Source organism: Acidilobus saccharovorans 345-15 (assembly GCF_000144915.1).
GTDB classification, from domain to species: domain Archaea; phylum Thermoproteota; class Thermoprotei_A; order Sulfolobales; family Acidilobaceae; genus Acidilobus; species Acidilobus saccharovorans.
On the sequence record NC_014374.1, the window covers coordinates 613,050 to 630,799 of the forward strand.

The 17,750-nt window shown below is 63.2% G+C and carries 15 protein-coding genes; 4 read left to right on the plus strand and 11 right to left on the minus strand.

The window, feature by feature from the left end:
- Positions 1 to 34: 34 nt before the first annotated feature.
- From ASAC_RS03110 to ASAC_RS03140, 7 genes are all read right to left on the minus strand, one after another.
- Entirely contained in the window at positions 35 to 640 is a 606-nt protein-coding gene (locus ASAC_RS03110) for an indolepyruvate oxidoreductase subunit beta (RefSeq protein WP_013266529.1), read from the minus strand.
- Entirely contained in the window at positions 631 to 2,532 is a 1,902-nt protein-coding gene (gene iorA / locus ASAC_RS03115; RefSeq protein ID WP_013266530.1) for an indolepyruvate ferredoxin oxidoreductase subunit alpha, read from the minus strand. Before iorA ends, ASAC_RS03110 begins: the two co-directional genes overlap by 10 nt.
- A 217-nt stretch (positions 2,533 to 2,749) precedes the next feature.
- Positions 2,750 to 3,766: a glycosyltransferase gene (locus ASAC_RS03120; protein WP_013266531.1), complete on the minus strand. Its 1,017-nt coding sequence runs from the start codon at positions 3,764 to 3,766 to the stop codon at positions 2,750 to 2,752.
- A 169-nt stretch (positions 3,767 to 3,935) separates the two neighbouring features.
- Positions 3,936 to 4,355 (minus strand): hypothetical protein, encoded by a 420-nt coding sequence (locus ASAC_RS03125; RefSeq protein WP_013266532.1) that lies wholly within the window; start codon positions 4,353 to 4,355, stop codon positions 3,936 to 3,938.
- Positions 4,356 to 4,404: 49 nt separating this feature from the next.
- Positions 4,405 to 6,561, minus strand: coding sequence for a 2Fe-2S iron-sulfur cluster-binding protein (locus ASAC_RS03130; protein WP_013266533.1), 2,157 nt, complete (start codon positions 6,559 to 6,561; stop codon positions 4,405 to 4,407).
- Between the two features lie 5 nt (positions 6,562 to 6,566).
- Positions 6,567 to 8,012, minus strand: a complete 1,446-nt coding sequence (locus ASAC_RS03135; RefSeq protein WP_013266534.1) for a complex I 51 kDa subunit family protein — start codon at positions 8,010 to 8,012, stop codon at positions 6,567 to 6,569.
- Positions 8,013 to 8,047: 35 nt separating this feature from the next.
- Complete coding sequence (locus tag ASAC_RS03140; RefSeq protein ID WP_013266535.1) at positions 8,048 to 9,250, minus strand: pyridoxal phosphate-dependent aminotransferase; 1,203 nt, start codon at positions 9,248 to 9,250, stop codon at positions 8,048 to 8,050.
- Positions 9,251 to 9,329: 79 nt separating this feature from the next.
- On the opposite strand from ASAC_RS03140, the gene ASAC_RS03145 reads away from it, so the two are divergent.
- The gene (locus ASAC_RS03145) at positions 9,330 to 11,054 is read left to right on the plus strand and encodes a chloride channel protein (protein ID WP_013266536.1); all 1,725 of its coding nucleotides are present in this window, start codon (positions 9,330 to 9,332) and stop codon (positions 11,052 to 11,054) included.
- On the opposite strand, the gene ASAC_RS03150 is transcribed toward ASAC_RS03145, so the two are convergent.
- Together ASAC_RS03150 and ASAC_RS03155 are read right to left on the minus strand one after the other, a co-directional pair.
- Positions 11,029 to 12,156 carry a tRNA sulfurtransferase gene (locus tag ASAC_RS03150; RefSeq protein ID WP_013266537.1) on the minus strand — a complete coding sequence of 376 codons (1,128 nt, stop codon included), beginning with the start codon at positions 12,154 to 12,156 and terminating at the stop codon, positions 11,029 to 11,031. The genes ASAC_RS03145 and ASAC_RS03150 overlap by 26 nt on opposite strands.
- A 54-nt stretch (positions 12,157 to 12,210) precedes the next feature.
- A complete protein-coding gene (locus ASAC_RS03155; protein WP_013266538.1) occupies positions 12,211 to 13,317 on the minus strand; it encodes a thioredoxin family protein in 1,107 nt (368 codons plus the stop codon).
- 158 nt (positions 13,318 to 13,475) lie between these two features.
- On the opposite strand from ASAC_RS03155, the gene ASAC_RS03160 reads away from it, so the two are divergent.
- Positions 13,476 to 13,868 (plus strand): Sjogren's syndrome/scleroderma autoantigen 1 family protein, encoded by a 393-nt coding sequence (locus tag ASAC_RS03160; RefSeq protein ID WP_420805107.1) that lies wholly within the window; start codon positions 13,476 to 13,478, stop codon positions 13,866 to 13,868.
- On the opposite strand, the gene ASAC_RS03165 is transcribed toward ASAC_RS03160, so the two are convergent.
- Entirely contained in the window at positions 13,865 to 14,491 is a 627-nt protein-coding gene (locus tag ASAC_RS03165) for a hypothetical protein (RefSeq protein WP_013266540.1), read from the minus strand. The genes ASAC_RS03160 and ASAC_RS03165 overlap by 4 nt on opposite strands.
- 62 nt (positions 14,492 to 14,553) lie before the next feature.
- On the opposite strand from ASAC_RS03165, the gene ASAC_RS03170 reads away from it, so the two are divergent.
- The gene (locus tag ASAC_RS03170; protein WP_013266541.1) at positions 14,554 to 15,372 is read left to right on the plus strand and encodes a DMT family transporter; all 819 of its coding nucleotides are present in this window, start codon (positions 14,554 to 14,556) and stop codon (positions 15,370 to 15,372) included.
- Between the two features lie 79 nt (positions 15,373 to 15,451).
- Positions 15,452 to 16,801, plus strand: coding sequence for a RuvB-like helicase (locus ASAC_RS03175; protein WP_013266542.1), 1,350 nt, complete (start codon positions 15,452 to 15,454; stop codon positions 16,799 to 16,801).
- On the opposite strand, the gene ASAC_RS03180 is transcribed toward ASAC_RS03175, so the two are convergent.
- Complete coding sequence (locus ASAC_RS03180) at positions 16,798 to 17,715, minus strand: hypothetical protein (protein ID WP_013266543.1); 918 nt, start codon at positions 17,713 to 17,715, stop codon at positions 16,798 to 16,800. The genes ASAC_RS03175 and ASAC_RS03180 overlap by 4 nt on opposite strands.
- Positions 17,716 to 17,750 lie beyond the last annotated feature (35 nt).

Below are 17,750 nucleotides of genomic sequence, written 5' to 3' on the forward strand. Positions count from 1 at the left end.
AAGGTGACGGGAAATATAAAAGCTGACAGCTTAATTAAGGCCTGAGCCTCGCCTGGGAGCCCAGCCTGATGCCCTCCTCAAACGCCGCCAGGTTCTTGTCAGCCATGGGGAGCTCCTGCACCTTGGCCCTTATCCTCTCCGGCTCAACGAAGCCGTCCAGGGCCCCGGTGCCCACTAGCGCGCCAAGCATTACCATGTTCTCTGCCAGGTAGCTCCCGACCTTCTCCGCCGCCTCCCTCGCCGGTATCACCACGTACCTCACCCCGGCCCCCTTGAGGGCGGCCTCTATCTGCTGCCTCTTCAGCGGCCTGAGGCCAGGCGTGGGCGGCATCATTAGCGTATCTGCTGTCAGCAGCACTCCGCCCTGCCTTAGGTAGGGCACCCCCCTGACGGCCTCTATCATCTCAAACGACAGCACCACGTCCGCCTCCCCCCTGGGCACGAGGGAGGAGTAGACGTCGCCAAGTCTCACGTGGACCTCCACGGCCCCTCCCCTCTGGCTCAGCCCGTGGGTCTCGGCGACCAGCGCCTTGCAGCCGCCCTCCACGGCCGCCTCGCCGAGGATCCTGGCGGCCGTTATGAGCCCCTGTCCCCCGACCCCTGTCATGACTATGTTTATCCTCCTGCGGCTCACATCCATGCCTCCTCCCACCCCTTGCCCTCCTGGACGACCTTAACTATGGCCTTGTACGGGCATATCTCAGCGCAGACCCCGCAGCCGGTGCACAGGCTCGGGTCTATCCAGGCCTTCCTGTCGTCCTTGACGAATATGGCCGGGCACGAGAAGGCGTTGTAGCATATGCCGCAGGCCGTGCACTTGTCGTCCTCGACCTGGTAGAGGGGCACCTGAACCTTGGCCTTCCTGGCCCTCCTCAGGGCGTCAAGGGCGCAGGCCCTCCTGGCCACTGCAACCGCGGGCCTCCTCTCCTTGACCACGTACTCCAGCGCCTCGGCCATCGCGTTCGTGGCCCCGTTTATGTCGAATGGGTCGAAGGTCACGACCTTCTCTATGCCTATGCCCCTAGCTATGCCCTCTATGCTTATGACTGGCGCCTCGTCTCCCATGGCTGTGACCCCTGACCCTGGGTCGGGCTGCTCGCCGGTCATGGCGGTGGTCCTGTTGTCGAGCACCAGCAGGAGCATGGGGGCCCTGTTGTACATGGCGTTTATCAGCCCGGGTATCCCGGCGTGGAAGAAGGTGGAGTCGCCGATTATCGCTATGGGCACCTGGTCCTGGGCGGCGTGGGCCAGGCCGTTGGCGGCGCCGACGCTCCCTCCCATCTCAATAATTATGTCCTGCTCCCTGAAGGGCTCGTAGAGGCCCAGGCTGTAGCAGCCTATGTCGCCGCTGTATATTGCCTTGAGCCTCAGCCTGTTGACGGCCCTCCTCAGGGCGTAGAAGGTCGCCCTGTGCGGGCACCCCGGGCAGAAGGCGGGAGGCCTGGGGGGTATCTGGAGGTCTACCTTGTAGAGCCTCGGCTCCTCCACGGGCAGGCCGAGGAAGGACCTCACAGCCCTCCTGACGCGGTCAAGCGTCAGCTCCCCGGCCAGGCCCACGAGGTCCTTGCCGTGGACCTCGGGCGTCAGCCTCTCCTCCTCGAGGGCCTGCTTTAGCTGGCCCTCCACCACGGGCTCAAGCTCCTCAACTACCAGAACCCTTTTGACGTTTGATATTGCGTCAATCACGAACGACCTGGGGAAGGGCAGCGGCGTGGCTATCTTGACCACCTTAACCTTGTCGGCCTCTGGGCCGAGCTCGGACAGGGACTCCTTAACGAAGCCGTAGGCGACGCCGTCAGTTACTATGGCAACGTCGCCGTCCCCCTCGACCCTGTTGAACTGGCCGAGGCCAGCGAAGGTCTTCCTTATGTCCTCCCACTTGGATATGAGCTTCTCCCTCTGCTCCCTCGCCACAGCTGGCACCAGCGTGAGGCCCCTGGCCCTCTCGAACTTGCCTGCGGTCCTGGGGGGCCTCAGCGGGCCCAGGACCACCGGTCCCCTCGTGTGGGACACCCTGGTGGTGCTGACCATCATGAACGGGTGCGAGAACTTCTCGCTGAGGTCGAGGCCGAGCACGGTGAGGTCCTTGGCCTCCTGCGGGTCGCTGGGCGTCAGCACGGGCACATACGATATGAGGCCGTAGTACCTGTCGTCCTGCTCATTCTGGCTGCTCCACATGCTCGGGTCCCCTGCTACGAAGACCAGCATGCCGCCCCTGACCCCGGTGTAGGCTATGCTCATGAGGGCGTCCGCGGCAACGTTGAGGCCAACGTGCTTCATTGTCGCTATGCTCCTCACTCCCGCGAGGGAGGCGCCATATGCGGCCTCAACGGCGACCTTCTCGTTGGAGCTCCACTCGACGTAGATGCCTGCCTCCTTGGCCACCTCGGCCAGCGACTCTATTACTTCAGTTGACGGCGTGCCAGGGTAGCCCGCGGCGAAGCCGCCGCCAGCCTCTAGGAAGCCCCTGGCCACCGCCTCGTTGCCCATCAGCAGGGCTGTACTCCCAGCCCTACCCAGTATGCGATACAATAGCGGGTCCCAGGTAGCTATGGCGGCTGGAAATTAATTAGTTGTGTATTAGCAAAAAAGTTTTTGATCCTACGCCTTTAACATCGCAGGCCAAGGAGTGTCGTTACATTGTATGCTTGTTGTTAAGGAAAGCTGGAGACATGGCCCCTGCCTTTAGCTTAAGGGAGCCCCAAGGCTCGCCTGCCACAGCGACTGAGCAAATCGCAGGGGCTTAGCATCATGAGTGATCGTGGAATGATCTGGATGAAAGTGTAGGGGCAGGCGAGGTCACAGCTATCGTCTTACAGCTGTGCAGGGGGGCCCTGGGCCACCTGCGCACTGCCTCCTCACTTCCAACGCCCACAAGGGCGTCCCTGGTGTCCATCTTGCACACGAGCGGGCTCAGGCCAGCCGCGGCGATCCTGCCAGCTGCCCAGCCGAGGCCGAGCCTGAGGGCGGGGAGGTACTCAACGATAACTATGACGTCAGCTGGGTCTGCGCCTATGGCCTCCACTGGGTTGACCAGCCTCTCCAGGACGGCCCTGAAGTACGCTACCTTGTTGCTCACCCCCTCGGCGTTCCTGTATATGCCCATAGCCGCGGCGGCCGCGTAGACAAGGGGCGACGCAAGCCTGTAGTGAGCCCTCCTTATGGTGGACGCGAACTCAGTGAAGCTGTATGCGCCTCCCCTTATGTCGTCTATCGTCATTCTGATGAGCCTCAGGGCCCTTGAAATGGAGCCGCGCCCGTACCTCTGCGCCTCAGCGCGGCCGCTGCTCCAGTGCCTCACCACGGGCCTCGAAGTTATCAGGGGCAGGTAGTAGTCGAAGCCGACCCTCGTGAAGAACTCTATGTCCTCGGCGTAGTTGAGGTCCCTCCAGCCTCCCCTGGCAATCGCGTAGTCCCTCTTCACGAGGTAGTACAGCGGCCTCTGGCTTTCCGTTGCCATCCCCCACTCTATCGCCCTGTGGAAGTACGCGTTGTACTCGTCGTCAAGGTCGAAGTAGGCGGCGTATGAGCCCTCTGGGCACATGCGCAGCGCGTAGTCCCTGCCCCTGCCCCTGGTGGATCCAGGCAGCCTGTACACCTTCACGTTGTAGTCCTTGGACAGCTCGAGGAGCCTCTCGTAGGTTCCGTCCCTTGAGCCTCCGTCAACTACAACTATCTCGGCGTCGGGCCTGTAGACGCTCCTTATGGAGGCCTCGACCGTGTTGACCGAGTTAAGCACAGTGCCGTAGAGGCAGAGGCCTGGCAAGGCTCATTTGCCCCTACATGACATTTGATGCTCCTTCTTTTTATTTTTCCACGTTCTTGAGGTAAAGCTGTAATACCTATTTTATTTAATAGGGTGATCATTAAGCCCTCTTTATCATGTCTGACGAGACTAAAGTAGCAAAGTTCACTAATGCTTTACACGTTAGAGGTCAGTTCACCCTGTCCAGGGCTATCGACATCACCGACCTGGTCCTCTGCCCGACCCCCTTGACCTGGAGCTCGGGCCTCTGCGAGAGGTAGTCCAGGTACTCGAGGAGGCTGTTGTAGAAGCTCACCCTGTTGTGGTCAGCCACCCTGTTGTACTTGCACTCGCCCTTGGTGCCCGTGACCGCCAGGGACATGGGGTCCACGTATATGAGCACCTCGGCCCTCCTGTTGAGCTTGCCCATGTCAGGTATAACTATGATCTCGTGGGGTCTGTCCACGTATATGCTCTTGACCACGTCTATGTCTATGGCGTTCCTGAGGAAGTCGTACCTGCCCGCCTTTACGTCCTTGTACACCCTCTCGAAGAGCTCGTCGAGCTCCCTCCTGAACTCGTAACACTCGTCCTCTTCCCAGCTGCCCAACCGCAGTGCCCAGTCATGGTAGGCGTCGCAGGTTTTTAACTGAGGGCGCTTACGCCGCCATGCGCCTCAGGTCGACCTTGGCCGGCCCCCTGGCCATGGAGTCGTAGTCGGGCAGCGGCGCCTTCACCAGGGACCTCAGCTCGTCCCAGGCGTCCCTGGAGGACGAGTACCTCCTCTGGTAGCCGAGGGCCTCCAGGAGCCTTGAGGCGACCTCCCAGCCCCTCATGGCGTTATTAATTACCACGTTGCCCCTGGCCAGCGTCAGCCTGCCGTCAGCTGAGACGTAGACCCCCTCCTCCTCGACGTGCGAGGCCAGGGGCAGGTGGAACTTTGAGGCGTAGCTCACGCCGACCCCGGCCGCGGGCGATATGGACACGACCAGCGGGACCCTCGACATGGCCTCAAGTATCGACTCCCTCATGGGCGATGGCGAGGCCAGGTCGTAGCCTATGATGACCAGGGCCCTGAGCCTCCCGTCCCTGGCGGCCTCTATCATCTCAGCGGAGCTCATGCCCGGCTCCCCTGGCACGCTGACCTTCCAGGCCCCCTCCAGCCCCCTGGCCTCGTCGAGCCTTAGGCCTCCAGGCAGCCTTGAGGGGCTCACGCCGAAGGCCACGGCCTCGTAGTTGTCGAAGTATGAGAGCAGCGGCAGGAGGCCCGAGCCCTCCCTGCTCAGGGCACCTGAAAGGGCTGCCAGGCTGAGCGACTCTGAGGCGACCCCTGGCGTGCCGTCAAGCTCTGAGACTATGACCAGCCTCCCGGCCGAGGCTATGGTTTCAGCTGCGGCCCTCACGGCCCCCTCGTCGACGCCGGCCTGCCTCGAGGCCCTCGAGCCTCCCAGCGACCTGAGGCTCAACGCCAGCGACGCGGCGCCAGGGAGGTACTTTGAGGCCCCGGCCACGTCAACCCTTCCTCCCTCGGCTAGCGAGGCCTCCACGGCCCTTACGGCGGCCTGCATGTGCTCCTGACCAGACTCTACGAAGACGTCGGCGAAGCGCGACAGCTTGTCGTCCTTAGTTGATATGACCACCAGCCTCGAGTACCCCTGGAGCGACTGCCTCCTTATCGCTGAGGCCAGGGCCGGGTGGTACTCCTCAACCTGGCCTATGGTAACTATCACGTCGGCGTCCTGGACCGCGGTGAAGGGCACCGTTGGCAGGGGGCCTCCGATTGGCGTTAACTCCCCGGTTGACGGGAGGAGGGTCGACGCCGTGTCGACGTTGTTGGTCCCGAGGCCCGCCCTTGCCAGAAGCTGGGACAGGTAGTAGGCCTCGGCAGTCAGCCTGGAGGACACTATGACGCCCACCGAGCTTGGCCCTCCGTCCCTCACGGCCTCCCTGAGGCCCTGGGCCACGGCCTTCAGGGCGTCGTCCCAGCCAGCCTTTGACCACAGGCCGTTGGACCTGACCCTGGGCCCCTCGGGCCTCTCGGGCACGTAGACCAGGTCCTCCCAGTGGTACTTGCCCTTGAGGCACTCCGCGGAGAAGGGGAGCTGGCCCCTGTCCCCGTCGACGTAGACGGGCCTGGAGCCCGAGAGGCCGACCCTGACAGGGCACGAGAGCGAGCACATGGAGCACGCGGTCTCGCCCCACCGGTCCGGCACGGACGAGGACATCACCTTGTCCACTATGGCCCCGCTGGGGCAGACGTCGACGCACGCCCTGCAGCTTATGCACGAGCTGGTGCCAAACTTGCCCGTCTCCGGGATGACCACGGTCTGCTGTCCCCTGTACATGGCCCTCCATATGAGCCTCCCTATGTACTCGTCGCACACCCTGACGCAGCTGTAGCAGAGGACGCACCTGCTGAAGTCGAAGCGGAGGAGCGGGTGGCTGTCGTCAACTAGTTCAGGCCTCTCCTCGCCGCCAGGCTCTACTCCGTACCTCTTGAAGAGCTCCGCCAGCCTGCCCCTGGCGTCCCTCGGGTGCCTCTCCGCGAGCATGCCAAGTATGACCTTCCTGTGCTCGACCACCTCAGGGGTCTCCGTTGAGACCTCCATGCCGTCCTGCACGTACGTCGTGCAGGCGGTCACGAGCCCCCTGCCCTTGACCTCCACGAGGCACAGCCTGCAGCTGCCGTAGGGCGAGAGCCTCTCGTCGTAGCAGAGCGAGGGTATGTCTATGCCCGCCCTCCTGGCGGCGTTGAGTATGGTGGTGGGCTTCTCCAGCACGACCTCCCTTCCGTCGATTATCACTTTAACAGGCACTTTGATCACCTCACTATCTCCTTCCAGAACTTCTTAAGCGTGACCGCCACCGCCTGCCCGGCGGCCTGCCCGTGGCCGCACAGGCTGGCCACAGCCATGGTGTTAGCTATGCTCATCGCCTCCCTGGCCTCCTCCTCGGTCAGGTAGCCCTTGCTGAACATCCTCTCCAGCTTGGCCGTGCCGAGCCTGCACGGGAAGCACTTGCCGCACGACTCGAAGGAGGCAAACAGCAGGACCTCATGTAGCATGTCAGCGACACTTGTGTCGTCGCTGAAAGCTATGACGTTGCCGTGGCCCAGGCTGGCCCCTATGGCCCTCAGCTCCTCCACGCCGAGCTTCACGTCAAGCTCCTCAGAGGGTATGAGGGAGGCCAGGGGGCCTCCGATCATCACCCCCTTCAGCTTCCCGAACCTCACTCCCCCTCCCATGTCGTAGACCACCTCCCTGAGGCTGACGCCGAACTCCACCTCGTAGAGCCCAGGCCTCGAGAACGTTGAGCTCAGGCTCAGCACCTTGGTGCCCCTGCTCCTGCTGAAGCCGAGCTCCGCGTAGGCATCGCCTCCGTTCTCAACTATCCAGGGGACGCTGGAGAGCGTCTCCACGTTGTTCACAACTGTCGGCATGCCGAATAGCCCCCTCTCGGTTGGGTAAGGAGGCCTCGGGGTTGGCTCGGGCCTCCTGCCCATTATGGCGTTTATCATAGCCGTCTCCTCGCCCACAACGTAGGAGCCCCTGCCAACGTGGACCTCAAGTTCAGACGGCAGAGGGGGCGACAGGTAGCCGGCCTCCCTGACCTCCTCTACTGCCCTCCTGACGGCTGCGACGGCGCCCGGGTACTCCCTCCTTATGTAGAAGTAGACCCTGCCTGCGCCTATGGCATAGGCAGCTATGAGGGCCCCCTCAATAACAAGGTATGGGTCCCACTCCATGAGGAACCTGTCCACGTAGGCCCCCGCGTCCCCCTCGTCCCCGTTGACAATGACGTACTTTGCGGGCGCCGCCTGCCTCATGGCTGACTCCCACTTGAGGCCCGTTGGGAAGTATGCCCCTCCCCTGCCCCTGAGCTGGGACCTCTTTACCTCATCAATGACCTCGGCCTGGGGCATGGAGAGGGCCCTCTCCAGGCCCCTCATGCCTCCCCTGGCCAGGTAGTCCCTGAGGGACTTGACTGGCCCGTCCACTATGTGCCTGAGCACTATGGCCTTCCTGGACCTGACCTCGACGTGAGGGGCGCCGCCGGTCAGCGTGCTTGAGGGCCCGGCGTAGCACTTGCCGAGGCAGTAGGTCGGCGGCTGCTGTGCCACAGCCTTCTTCCAGGCCTCAGGGTCAAGGGACCTGGCGGCGTAGCACGCCAGACCCCTGCAGTGCTCCTCGGGCGGCGCGAAGTCAGGGAACGAGTAGAATGTGTTCACCTCCTGCTTTGGAAGGTTAATCCTAATCGTCAGAGGCACCCTATTGCCTTAAGTATCCTAAGATAGATAAATTCCTACTGCCCCGCCTCCCCCAGGGCCTCCCCAATCCTCCTTATGCCTTCCTCGAGCCTCTCCGGCGGCTGGCTGACGAAGGTGACCCTTATGAAGGTCCTGTTGGCCGGCCCGAAGGCAGTCCCAGGCATCACCGTGACCCTGTACTTTGAGGCCAGCCTTGAGGCGAAGGACTCAGCATCGTTGACCAGCGGCGAGAGGTCGGCGTAGAGGTACATGGAGGCCCGGGGCTCCGTGAACCTCGCCGAGGGCACGTACCTCCTCATAGCCTTTACTGCAGCGTCCCTCCTTCTCCTGTACTCGGCGACCACGGACTCTATGAACTTCTCCCTCCCCTCCCACCTCAGGTAACGCAGGACGTAGAGCTGTGACATGTTTGAAGCCCCGAAGAAGGCGTGCCCATTGAAGGAGGCGTATGCGTCTATGAAGTCCTTGGGGCCGTAGATGTAGCCGAGCCTCAGGCCGGGGACGCCGGGGTCCTTGGAGAAGGTGCCCAGGCCTATCACGCTGTCAGGCGCGTACGGCTGGACGCTCCTGTAGGAGCCCTCGTAGACTATCCTCCTGTAGGCCTCGTCAACCATTAGGTAGACCCCCCTGTCCTGGGCCAGCTCAGCTATCGCCCTGCCTATGTCGGGGTCAAGGAGCCTGCCAGTTGGGTTGTCAGGGTCAACGAGGACTATCGCCTTAGTCCTGTCGTTTATGGCTGCGGCCACTGCATCCGGGTCGGGCTGGAAGCCCCTCTCGGGGCTCGCCCTGACCCACCTCACCCTGCCGCCCAGGTACTCTATGACAGGCCTGTATATCATGAACGTCGGGTCCACCAGTATGACCTCGTCCCCGGGGTCCAGGAGCACGGACATGGCTGAGAATATGGCTGAGGTCCCGCTGGGGGTTATGGCTACCTCGTCGAAGCTGACAGAAGTGCCGTCGCGCTTCAGCTCCTCGGCGACGGCCTCCCTCAGCTCCGGCAGGCCCCTGGTCGGCGCGTAGGCGTAGCTCTCCGGCCTCCTCAGGTCGTCAACGAGGGAGTCCACGAGCTCAAGGGGAGGGGGCAGGCTCGGCTCCCCAGCGTGCAGCCTTATGACGTCAGCACCTGCCGGGCCCAGAAGCGAGTCTATTATCTTCATTGGCGACGCGGCCAGCGAGGACAGCCTGGAGCTGAGCCTCCTGGGCATGCCGGTCTCCGAGGCCCCCGTGTCCCCCAAGCTTTTATCGTTACCCTTGGCCTTAGCCCCTTCGGCCTCACTTTTATACCCCAGTTCCAGGTCTACCGCGGGGCCGACGTTGAGGTTATCAGAGCTGCCCTACTACGAGAGGTGGTTCATAGCTGGCATAGTTATAGGGATCTCAGTGGGCCTAATGGCGTTGGCCCTCTACTACCTCGAGGTCTACGCCCTCGGCAGGCTTGTCCTGCTAGACGTGCTCCATGTCAACGAGAGGGGCATGACGCTCCACCAGTACTACGCCTCCCTCCCGTGGCTCCTCCTGATGCCCCTGGTGCTCGTGGCCGCCTTCCCGCTCTCGCTCTTCGTTGCACTTGCAATGAGGACGCCTGAGGTGGGCAGCGACCCTGCGGTGAAGGCCTACCACAGGAACGCCAGGATGAGGCTTGAGGAGGCCCCGGCGGCGATCATCTCGTCGGCGATAACCATAGGCCTCGGGGGCAGCGCCGGGAGAGAAGGGCCAGCGTCGCACGCCGGGGCTGTAATATCGCAGTGGCTCTCCAGGATAATGAACATGAGCGCAGAGGACAGGAGGAGGGCGGTGGCCATAGGCCTCGGGGCTGGCATAGGGACAGTCTTCAAGTCCCCCTTCGCAGGCGCCATACTCTCCGCAGAGCTGCTCTACAGGAGGGACATGGAGCCTGAGGTCATATACCCGTCGCTCATAGCGTCAAGCATAGCGTATGTAATATACGGCTCCGTCACGGGCTTCTCCCCAATACTCGGGCTGTGCAGCTGCCCCTTCAACCCGCTCTACCTCCCCCTCTTCGCAGTCCTGGGCCTGATAACGGGGAGCATGGCAATGCTCTACGTCAGGTCGCTCAACTACTTCTCAAGGCTGTTCAGGTCGCTGGCGAACCCCTTCGTCAGGGCAGCCCTGGGAGGCGCGCTGGTCGGCCTCCTGGTCATTCTGTTCCCTGAGGACATGGGCGAGGGGCTCAGCTGGGTCAGGTCGCTCATGGGGGGCGGCCAGGTGGTGACCCTGCTGCCCCTTGTACTTGCCCTGCTGCTCCTGCCCCTCTCAAAGGTCCTCGCCACATCGCTTACCCTCGGGAGCGGGGCCAAGGGCGGCGTCTTCGCCCCAGGGCTTGACATAGGCGCCTTCACCGGCCTGGCGTTCGGGGAGGCCCTTCACTTCGCCTCGCCCAGCCTCTTCAGGGAGGTCGGCCCCTTCGTTGTAGTTGGCATGCTGTCGACCTTTGGGGCGGCCAGCTCGGCCCCAGTGAGCTCAATGCTTATGACGGTTGAGATGTCGGGCAGCCTGGCGCTGCTGCCGGGCGAGATGATAGCGCTGGCAGTGGCAATGATAGTGTTCAGGGGGCCGACCCTGCTGAGGGAGCAGGTCGAGAGCAGGGCCAGGTCGCCGGTCCACGCCGGCGAGTACGCAATACCCGTGCTGAGGAAGGTCAGGGTGGCCGAGGTGCCCCCGAGGCAGCTCTACGTGAGGCAGGACGCCAGGGTCTCCGAGGCCCTCCAGGTCATAGCGTCAGCGGGCCTCCTGTCGCTGCCCGTGGTGGACCCGCTGGGCAGGGTGCTCGGCATAGTTAACTCTGTTGACCTGAGGCAGGGGAGGCCCGAGGAGCCAGCGATGAAGTACATGAGGCCCGAGCCGGGGCACGTGAGGCCAGACTCGAGCCTTGAGGAGGCCATAAATATGATGTCAAGGACCAACTCTAGGTACGCGATAGTTGAGGACAACGGCAAGTTCATGGGCATAGTGACCCTTGACGACGTGGTCAGGGCATACGAGAGGGAGGCCTCTAGGTACTCTGGCCCTCAGGGCTGACCTTTACCACTTCAGCGCTCTTTACGAGCTCCCTGTAGTCGAGGTTCATAGCCTGCTCCGCCTTGATGACGTCCTCGACCCTGGCCCTCGTGGTCGAGGCCTGGGCTATCGCGCAGTACTCCGGCACCTTAGCTGATACGCTGTAGGTGCCTATCCTCCTCGCGACCTCAGCTATCTCGTCCTTGTCCATGGCTATGAGGGGCCTCAGCACTGGCAGCTCTATGCCGTGCTCCTCTGCCTCCAGGTTCCACATGGTCTGCGAGGAGACCTGGGAGAGGGACTCGCCAGTGGTTATGGAGTGCGCCCCCTCGCGGATGGCCAGCGCCTCGGCAAGCCTGTAGAGGACCCTCTTGAGGGTGACCACCCTCAGCTCCCTCCTGACCTCGGCGAGCCCCTTCATGACCGGGATGCCGTCTACGAAGAACACCTTTATGTCGTGGCGTCCCGACCAGGCCCTAAGCGCTCTGACCTCCTCAAGCACGGCCCTCCTGTGCTCCTCCCCTCCTATGGACAGGTTAAGCACCAGCGGCACGACGCCCCTCTTCATGATCATCCACGTTGCCACCGGGGAGTCTATGCCCCCTGAGACCAGGGCCACGGTCCTGCCCGCGACGCCGACAGGAAGCCCTCTGGCGCCCTCGGCTAGGCCAGTGTGCACGTACGCCAGGCCCCTCTCGACTATGTCAACGTACACCGTCACCTCCGGGCTCTCAAGGTCAACCCCGGCTGAGGCCTGCAGCAGGGCAGCCCCAAGCTCCCTGTTGACGTCCATGCTGGTGAACCTGTCCTCGCCGCCTGCCCTCCTGGCCCTCACGGCAAACCTCCTGCCCCTGACGTCCTCCACTACAAGGGCCGAGGCCTTCCTGGTCAGGTCCTGGAGGTCCTCGTACTTGACCGGGGTGGCCGCGGAGTAGTGAGCTATGCCGAAGACCCTCGAGAGGGCCGGCAGGTCGCCGTCAACCTCCAGCACCAGCGTGCCCCCGTAGGCCCTCCACGACCTGAGCCTTACCGTGGCTGAGACGTTCCTTATGAGCTCGTTGACCATGTGGGCCCTCGTGGGCCTCCCCTTTATGCCGAGCTCCCCCGCCAGGGTTGCTACCACTGTTGTCAAGGGACCACCGCGACTAGGGCTTAAGGGGAGGCCAAAAAGCACTGCTCAGACCACTACGACGTAGACGAACAGCAGGACCCCTATGAGCACCAGCGTCAGCCCGGCCACCGTGCCGTACCTCCTGCTCAGCGACATGGCCCTGCCCACGGCCCCCGAGAGGCCGACGTATACGGCCGAGTACCCGGCGCCAAAAGCTATGGAGCTCATGATGGCCGTCGTTAGGCCCGCCGCGGCCACAGCTGAGATGGCCGCCACGAAGAAGGGGAGGGAGCACTCTAGGCCGGCAAGGGGCGCAAAGGCGGCCGCTGGGCCGCCCAGCATGACAACCCTGCCCCTCAGCAGCTCGTAGCCCAGGAAGGCGGAGAAGCCCGCGGCGAAGCCCTCCAGCGAGGACTCTATGAGGGGCGACAGGGAGTACACCTTGGCCAGCAGGGCCCCGAAGGCGGCGACGCCGAGGGTCATGAGGGCCAGCTCAAGGGCCATCCTGGACAGGGCCCTCCTCCTCGAGGAGGCGGAGTAAAGCGCCAGCATGGGTATGCTGCACGGGCTCACAGCAGCAAGGGCCCCCACGCCAAGGGCTGCCGCGGGGCTCACGTACTTCAGGTCTGAGGTTGGACTGCCCGCGGCGGCCGGCGCTGGGCCGACGCTGAGGGCCGGGGCTATTGGCCTGCCGCTGAGGGAGCTGTTGACGAACTGCTCTATGTAGGGCAGCTGGTCAGCCGTGGGAGGGGGCCATATGCCCACGTGGTAGCCGTAGACCATGCCGTGGTATATCACCAGCTCCGTGGGGGTCCCCTGTATGTCATAATATGAGACCAGCCTCTCGACGAGGCCTGGGTCGTTGGAGTAGAGCAGGTTAAGCTCAACGTTGACCACCTCAACGCCTGGGTGGGCCTGGGCGTACTGCTCAGCGTAGGGGTCCAGTACGTGACAGTAGACGCAGTCGGTGGCCCCAAATATGAGGAGCACCGGCCTGCTCGTGTTCAGCGCCGAGGCCAGCTGCTGCCCCGTGGTCACTGTTATCATGGACTGGCGCCTCGCGGTCGCCGGGGCCAGCCTCAGGGCGAGCACTAAGGCAGCGACTATCAGGCCTGCCACCACAGCGTACTTCCACCTGACGCCCAGGTTGGATGACCTCCTGGGCAGCTCCATCCTGTGGCCTGGCAGGGCTACCGCCTCCCAGACAGATTAGCTTTGCTCGTAAGTATGCTTAGCGTTTTAACTTCAGGGGACACAGCTGTCGGGGAAAGAGTATGGGTGAGGAGGGAAACAAGTACGACGCCAGGAAGGACCCTAAGGTAATCAAGATAATGACGCAGCTCATGGCGCAGGGCGGGGTCATGCTGGAGCAGACCTGCCCCATATGCGGCCTCCCCCTCTTCAGGCTTAAGAGCGGCGACGTCGTCTGCCCGCTCCACGGCAAGGTCTACATAGTGAGCAGCGACGAGGAGGCTCGAGAGGTGGAGATAGACGAGACCATAAAGCGACTGGAGTACTTTGCAAGCCTTAAGCTCAGGGAGCTGATGGATAAGGGGGACATAGGCGAGGCCGGCGACCTGCTGGGCATAATGGAGCAGGCGGAGAGGGTGCTGCGCCTCAGGCTCGAGAGGCTCTCGTCGACCTCAAGGCAGGCCCAGCCGCAGCCGCCCCAGCCGCCGAGGCAGAGGGGCAAGGAGGAAGAGGAGGAAGAGGAGGAGGCCTAGCCCTTAAGCAGCCTCGCCAGGAGCGGCGAGAGGCTGAGCAGGTCCTCCACGTCCTCGGGCGTCGCCGGGAGGACTATCCTTATGCTGTCCAGCCCCGTGGCCTTCAGGACTGCGTTCACCAGCCTCTCGTGCCCCCTGCCCCATATTACGTCGCTCACGCCGTCGAGGAGCTCGTCAACAAGGCCAGGGACCGTCATGTCGAGGATCCTCAGCAGGTTAACAGAGTTGACCCTCAGCCTGCCGCCTGCTATGAAGCCTGACACGTAGGCGTAGAGCGCCTTGCCCCTGGGGGACCTGGAGCACGCGTCGCCCATGAGCCTGCAGTCGAAGTAGTCGGCGGGCAGCCAGCCGTCTATGTGGAGCAGCTCGGACTCAACGACGCTCAGGCCCAGCGAGAAGGAGGCCCCCCGGTACCTGTAAATGACGTACTCGCGGCCCGAGGCCTCCCTGGCGTCGCTCCAGAAGGCCCTGGCCTGGTACTGGTTAAGCCCAATTCTGGAGAGGAGCCGTGACGTGGCCAGGGGCGGGTCCCTGCACCTCAGCCCCCTCTCCCTGCAGCCCGCTATTAAGGCCCGGGCCGCCTCTACCATGAAGCCCAGGGAGGCCTTCCTCACGACGCCCACGGCTTAACTGTAAAGCGACCACTTTAAATGTGTGAGAAGGCCCAGCGCTGTTAGGGTAAGGCTTGGACAGGGCGTCGGCGGGCTGGCTGGGACTCTACGTCGTCGGCTCAGCCCTGCTTTACTTCTTCGTCAAGGCAGGCCTGGCCTACGCCCAGCCGCTCGAGTACACAGTGCTCAGGTTCGTCCTGTCGGCTGCCGTGCTGCTGGCGCTGACCAGGTCGCTAACGCTCAACAGGTACGTGGCCCTCCTGGCGGCCGCGAGCTCCGTGGTCTGGGCCTGGGGACTCATGCTGGTCCTCCCAGCGACCTCAGCTAGCCTGAGCTACTTCATGCCGTTCGTGGCAATAATAATGGGCTTCCTCGCGCTTGGAGAGCGGCTTGACAAGTGGGGGGCCGCCGGCACCGCCATAGGCGCGGTGGGGGTGTCCCTTTACGCAGTCGAGTCCATAAGGGGCAGGAACACGGCGCTCGGCGTTGGCCTGACGCTATTTAACACCGTCCTCTGGGCCGGCTACACGGTGCTCTACAGGAAGATAGCTAAGATGGGCAAGAGCGTTGACATGAGCTCGGTTAACCTCTCCATGTTCCTGCTCGGCACGGTCATGATGCTCCCCTTCGTGGCCCTCGACCCCTCCCCTGTCAGGTTTAACCTGACCCTCATCGCGAGCCTCGCCTGGGCCTCCACCATGGGAGGGGCGCTGCAGTTCCTCTCCTGGAGCAGGCTGCTCGAGAGGATGAGCGTCTCCAGGGTCACCCTGCTGAGCTACCTGGTGCCCGCCGCAGCCGCCGGGATACAGGCCGTCATGGGGGAGCCCCCGGACCCGCTCCAGGCCCTCGGCCTTGGAATAATGGTCCTCGGCGCCTACGTTGCCCTCCGCTGAAGGCCTCATGCACTGGAATCGCGTCAGCCCTTACTAAAGCTTAAAGGCCCCTTGGACAACCATGGAGACGGTGTGCGACATGTCCGAAATACAGATAACGCCCGTGAGGCAGCCCAAGTGGTCATCAGTTCACAGCCACATAAGGGGGCTCGGGCTTGACAAGAACGGCAAGGCGCTCAGGGTAGCTGACGGCATGATAGGCCAGACGGAGGCCAGGGAGGCGGCGGGCCTCGTCGTTGAGATGGTGAAGCAGGGCAGGCTGGGCGGCAAGGGGGTGCTGATCGTAGGCCCGAGCGGCACCGGCAAGACAGCAATAGCCGTCGCCATGGCCAGGGAGCTGGGCGAGGACACCCCGTTCGTGGCGATAAACGGCTCCGAGGTCCTGGCGGCCGAGAACAAGACGGAGTTCCTGATGCAGGCCATGCGCAGGGCCGTGGGCGTCAGGATGAGGGACGAGAGGGAGGTGGTCACGGGAGTAGTCACGGACCTCAAGTACCTCAAGAGGACCTCGCCGTTCTACCCCTACCCCGTCCTCGGGGGCGCCAAGGTGACCCTCGAGACCAGGGACGACTCGGGCACCTTCACCGTGGGCCCAGAGGTCGCGCAGCAGTTCCAGGAGCTCGGCATAAGGAAGGGGGACGTGATAATGATAGACGTCAACACGGGCGAGGTCAGGAGGCTCGGCAGGGTCAAGGAGAAGGCCGCAGTTAGCTATGACATAGACGTCACTGAGAACGTTGAGATACCGAGCGGCAGGGTCAGGTCCAGGAGGGAGATAGTCAGGACCCTCACGCTTCACGACATAGACGCCTCGATAGCGGCCCAGAGGGCGGCCTTCACTATATTCGGCTTCCTGAGGGAGGAGTCCGCGATAAGCGACGAGGTCAGGTCCAGGACTGACGAGCTTGTGAAGAAGCTGAGGGACGAGGGCAAGGCGGAGCTCGTGCCTGGGATAATGTTCATAGATGACGCCCACATGCTCGACATAGAGGCCTTCAGCTTCCTGACGAAGGCCATGGAGGGAGAGTTCGCCCCGATAATAGTGCTGGCCACCAACAGGGGCATGACAACAGTAAGGGGCACCGACGAGGTGTCGCCCCACGGCATGCCGAGGGACCTGCTGGACAGGCTGCTGATAATAACTACAAAACCATACAGCGAGGACGAGATAAGGGAGATAATAAGGGTCAGGGCCGAGGAGGAGGAAGTTGAGCTGAGCGACGACGCGCTCAGCGCGCTCACCAAGATAGGGGCGGAGAGGAGCCTTAGGTACGCGGTCCAGCTCCTGCAGCCGGCCAAGCTCGCGGCCGAGAGGAGGGGGTCGAGCAGGGTCGAGGCGTCCGACGTGGAGCAGGTGTCGAAGCTCTTCGCTGACCTGAAGACGAGCATAGAGTACGTGGAGAAGTACAAGGACCTGCTGTTACACTAAAACGCGCCGAGCCTCCTCATGAGCTCAGCCATGGACTCCCTGAGGCCCCTCTCGAGCAGGGGCTGAAGTTTTGGAGACGGCCTCAGCAGCGGGGCCCCTGAGTACCTTCTCTGCAGCTCGCTCAGCGCCCCCAGGAGCCTCCTTGAGTACTCCTCGGGCACCCTCAGCGCGTACACGGTGTGCGTGCTCGTCTCGGCCCTCCTGACCTCCTCCACGAGCCCCTGCTCAGAGCACCTGTCGAATGCCACCAGCATGGCGGCAAGCTTGGTCACGGGGACCCTGTAGGCGTACCCCCTGGAGCCCGTCGAGGTGACATACTCCATCACGGACCTGTTGTCAGGCATGAACGTGGGCCCCCTGACGTTCAGCCCCCTCCTCCTGGCCTCCTCCATAAGCCACGAGACCCTCTCGTAGCTGCTCCTGCTGTTGGCCTTGGCCACTATCTCCACCGGGGAGTCCTCGACCGCGTCGGGCAGGGGCAGGTAGAGGGTGTTCTCGGCAGTGACGCTCACGTCTGCGACCCCGGCGCTGTCAAGCTCCTCTGCAACCTCGTCGGGCAGCCTGCCGGCCAGGGAGACGCTCATGAGGTCCGGGGCCACTATTATGAGCCCCCTGTTCCTCGAGAGCGCGTCAAGTATGAACTTCACCATGTGCTCAGTCCTGTCGCCCTCCGGCACCTCGGCCACCCGCTCGTACTCGTAGATCTCAGCGAAGTCAAAGGAGTCCAGGAGGGCATTGAGCAGGGGCACCTCGTCTATGCTCGGCTCGTGGACGCTCTTGACAAGCAGGGAGACCTCGCCGCCGGTCACCTCAGGGCTCGGGGCCTCCCTCAGCTCGACGCTTGCCCTGTAGACCCTTGAAGTGAGGTATATCCCCTCAAGCTCCTCGGCGCAGTCCTCTGGGGACGCCTTCAAACGCGCTGCCTGTCTAACACTTGGCCTCCAGGGAT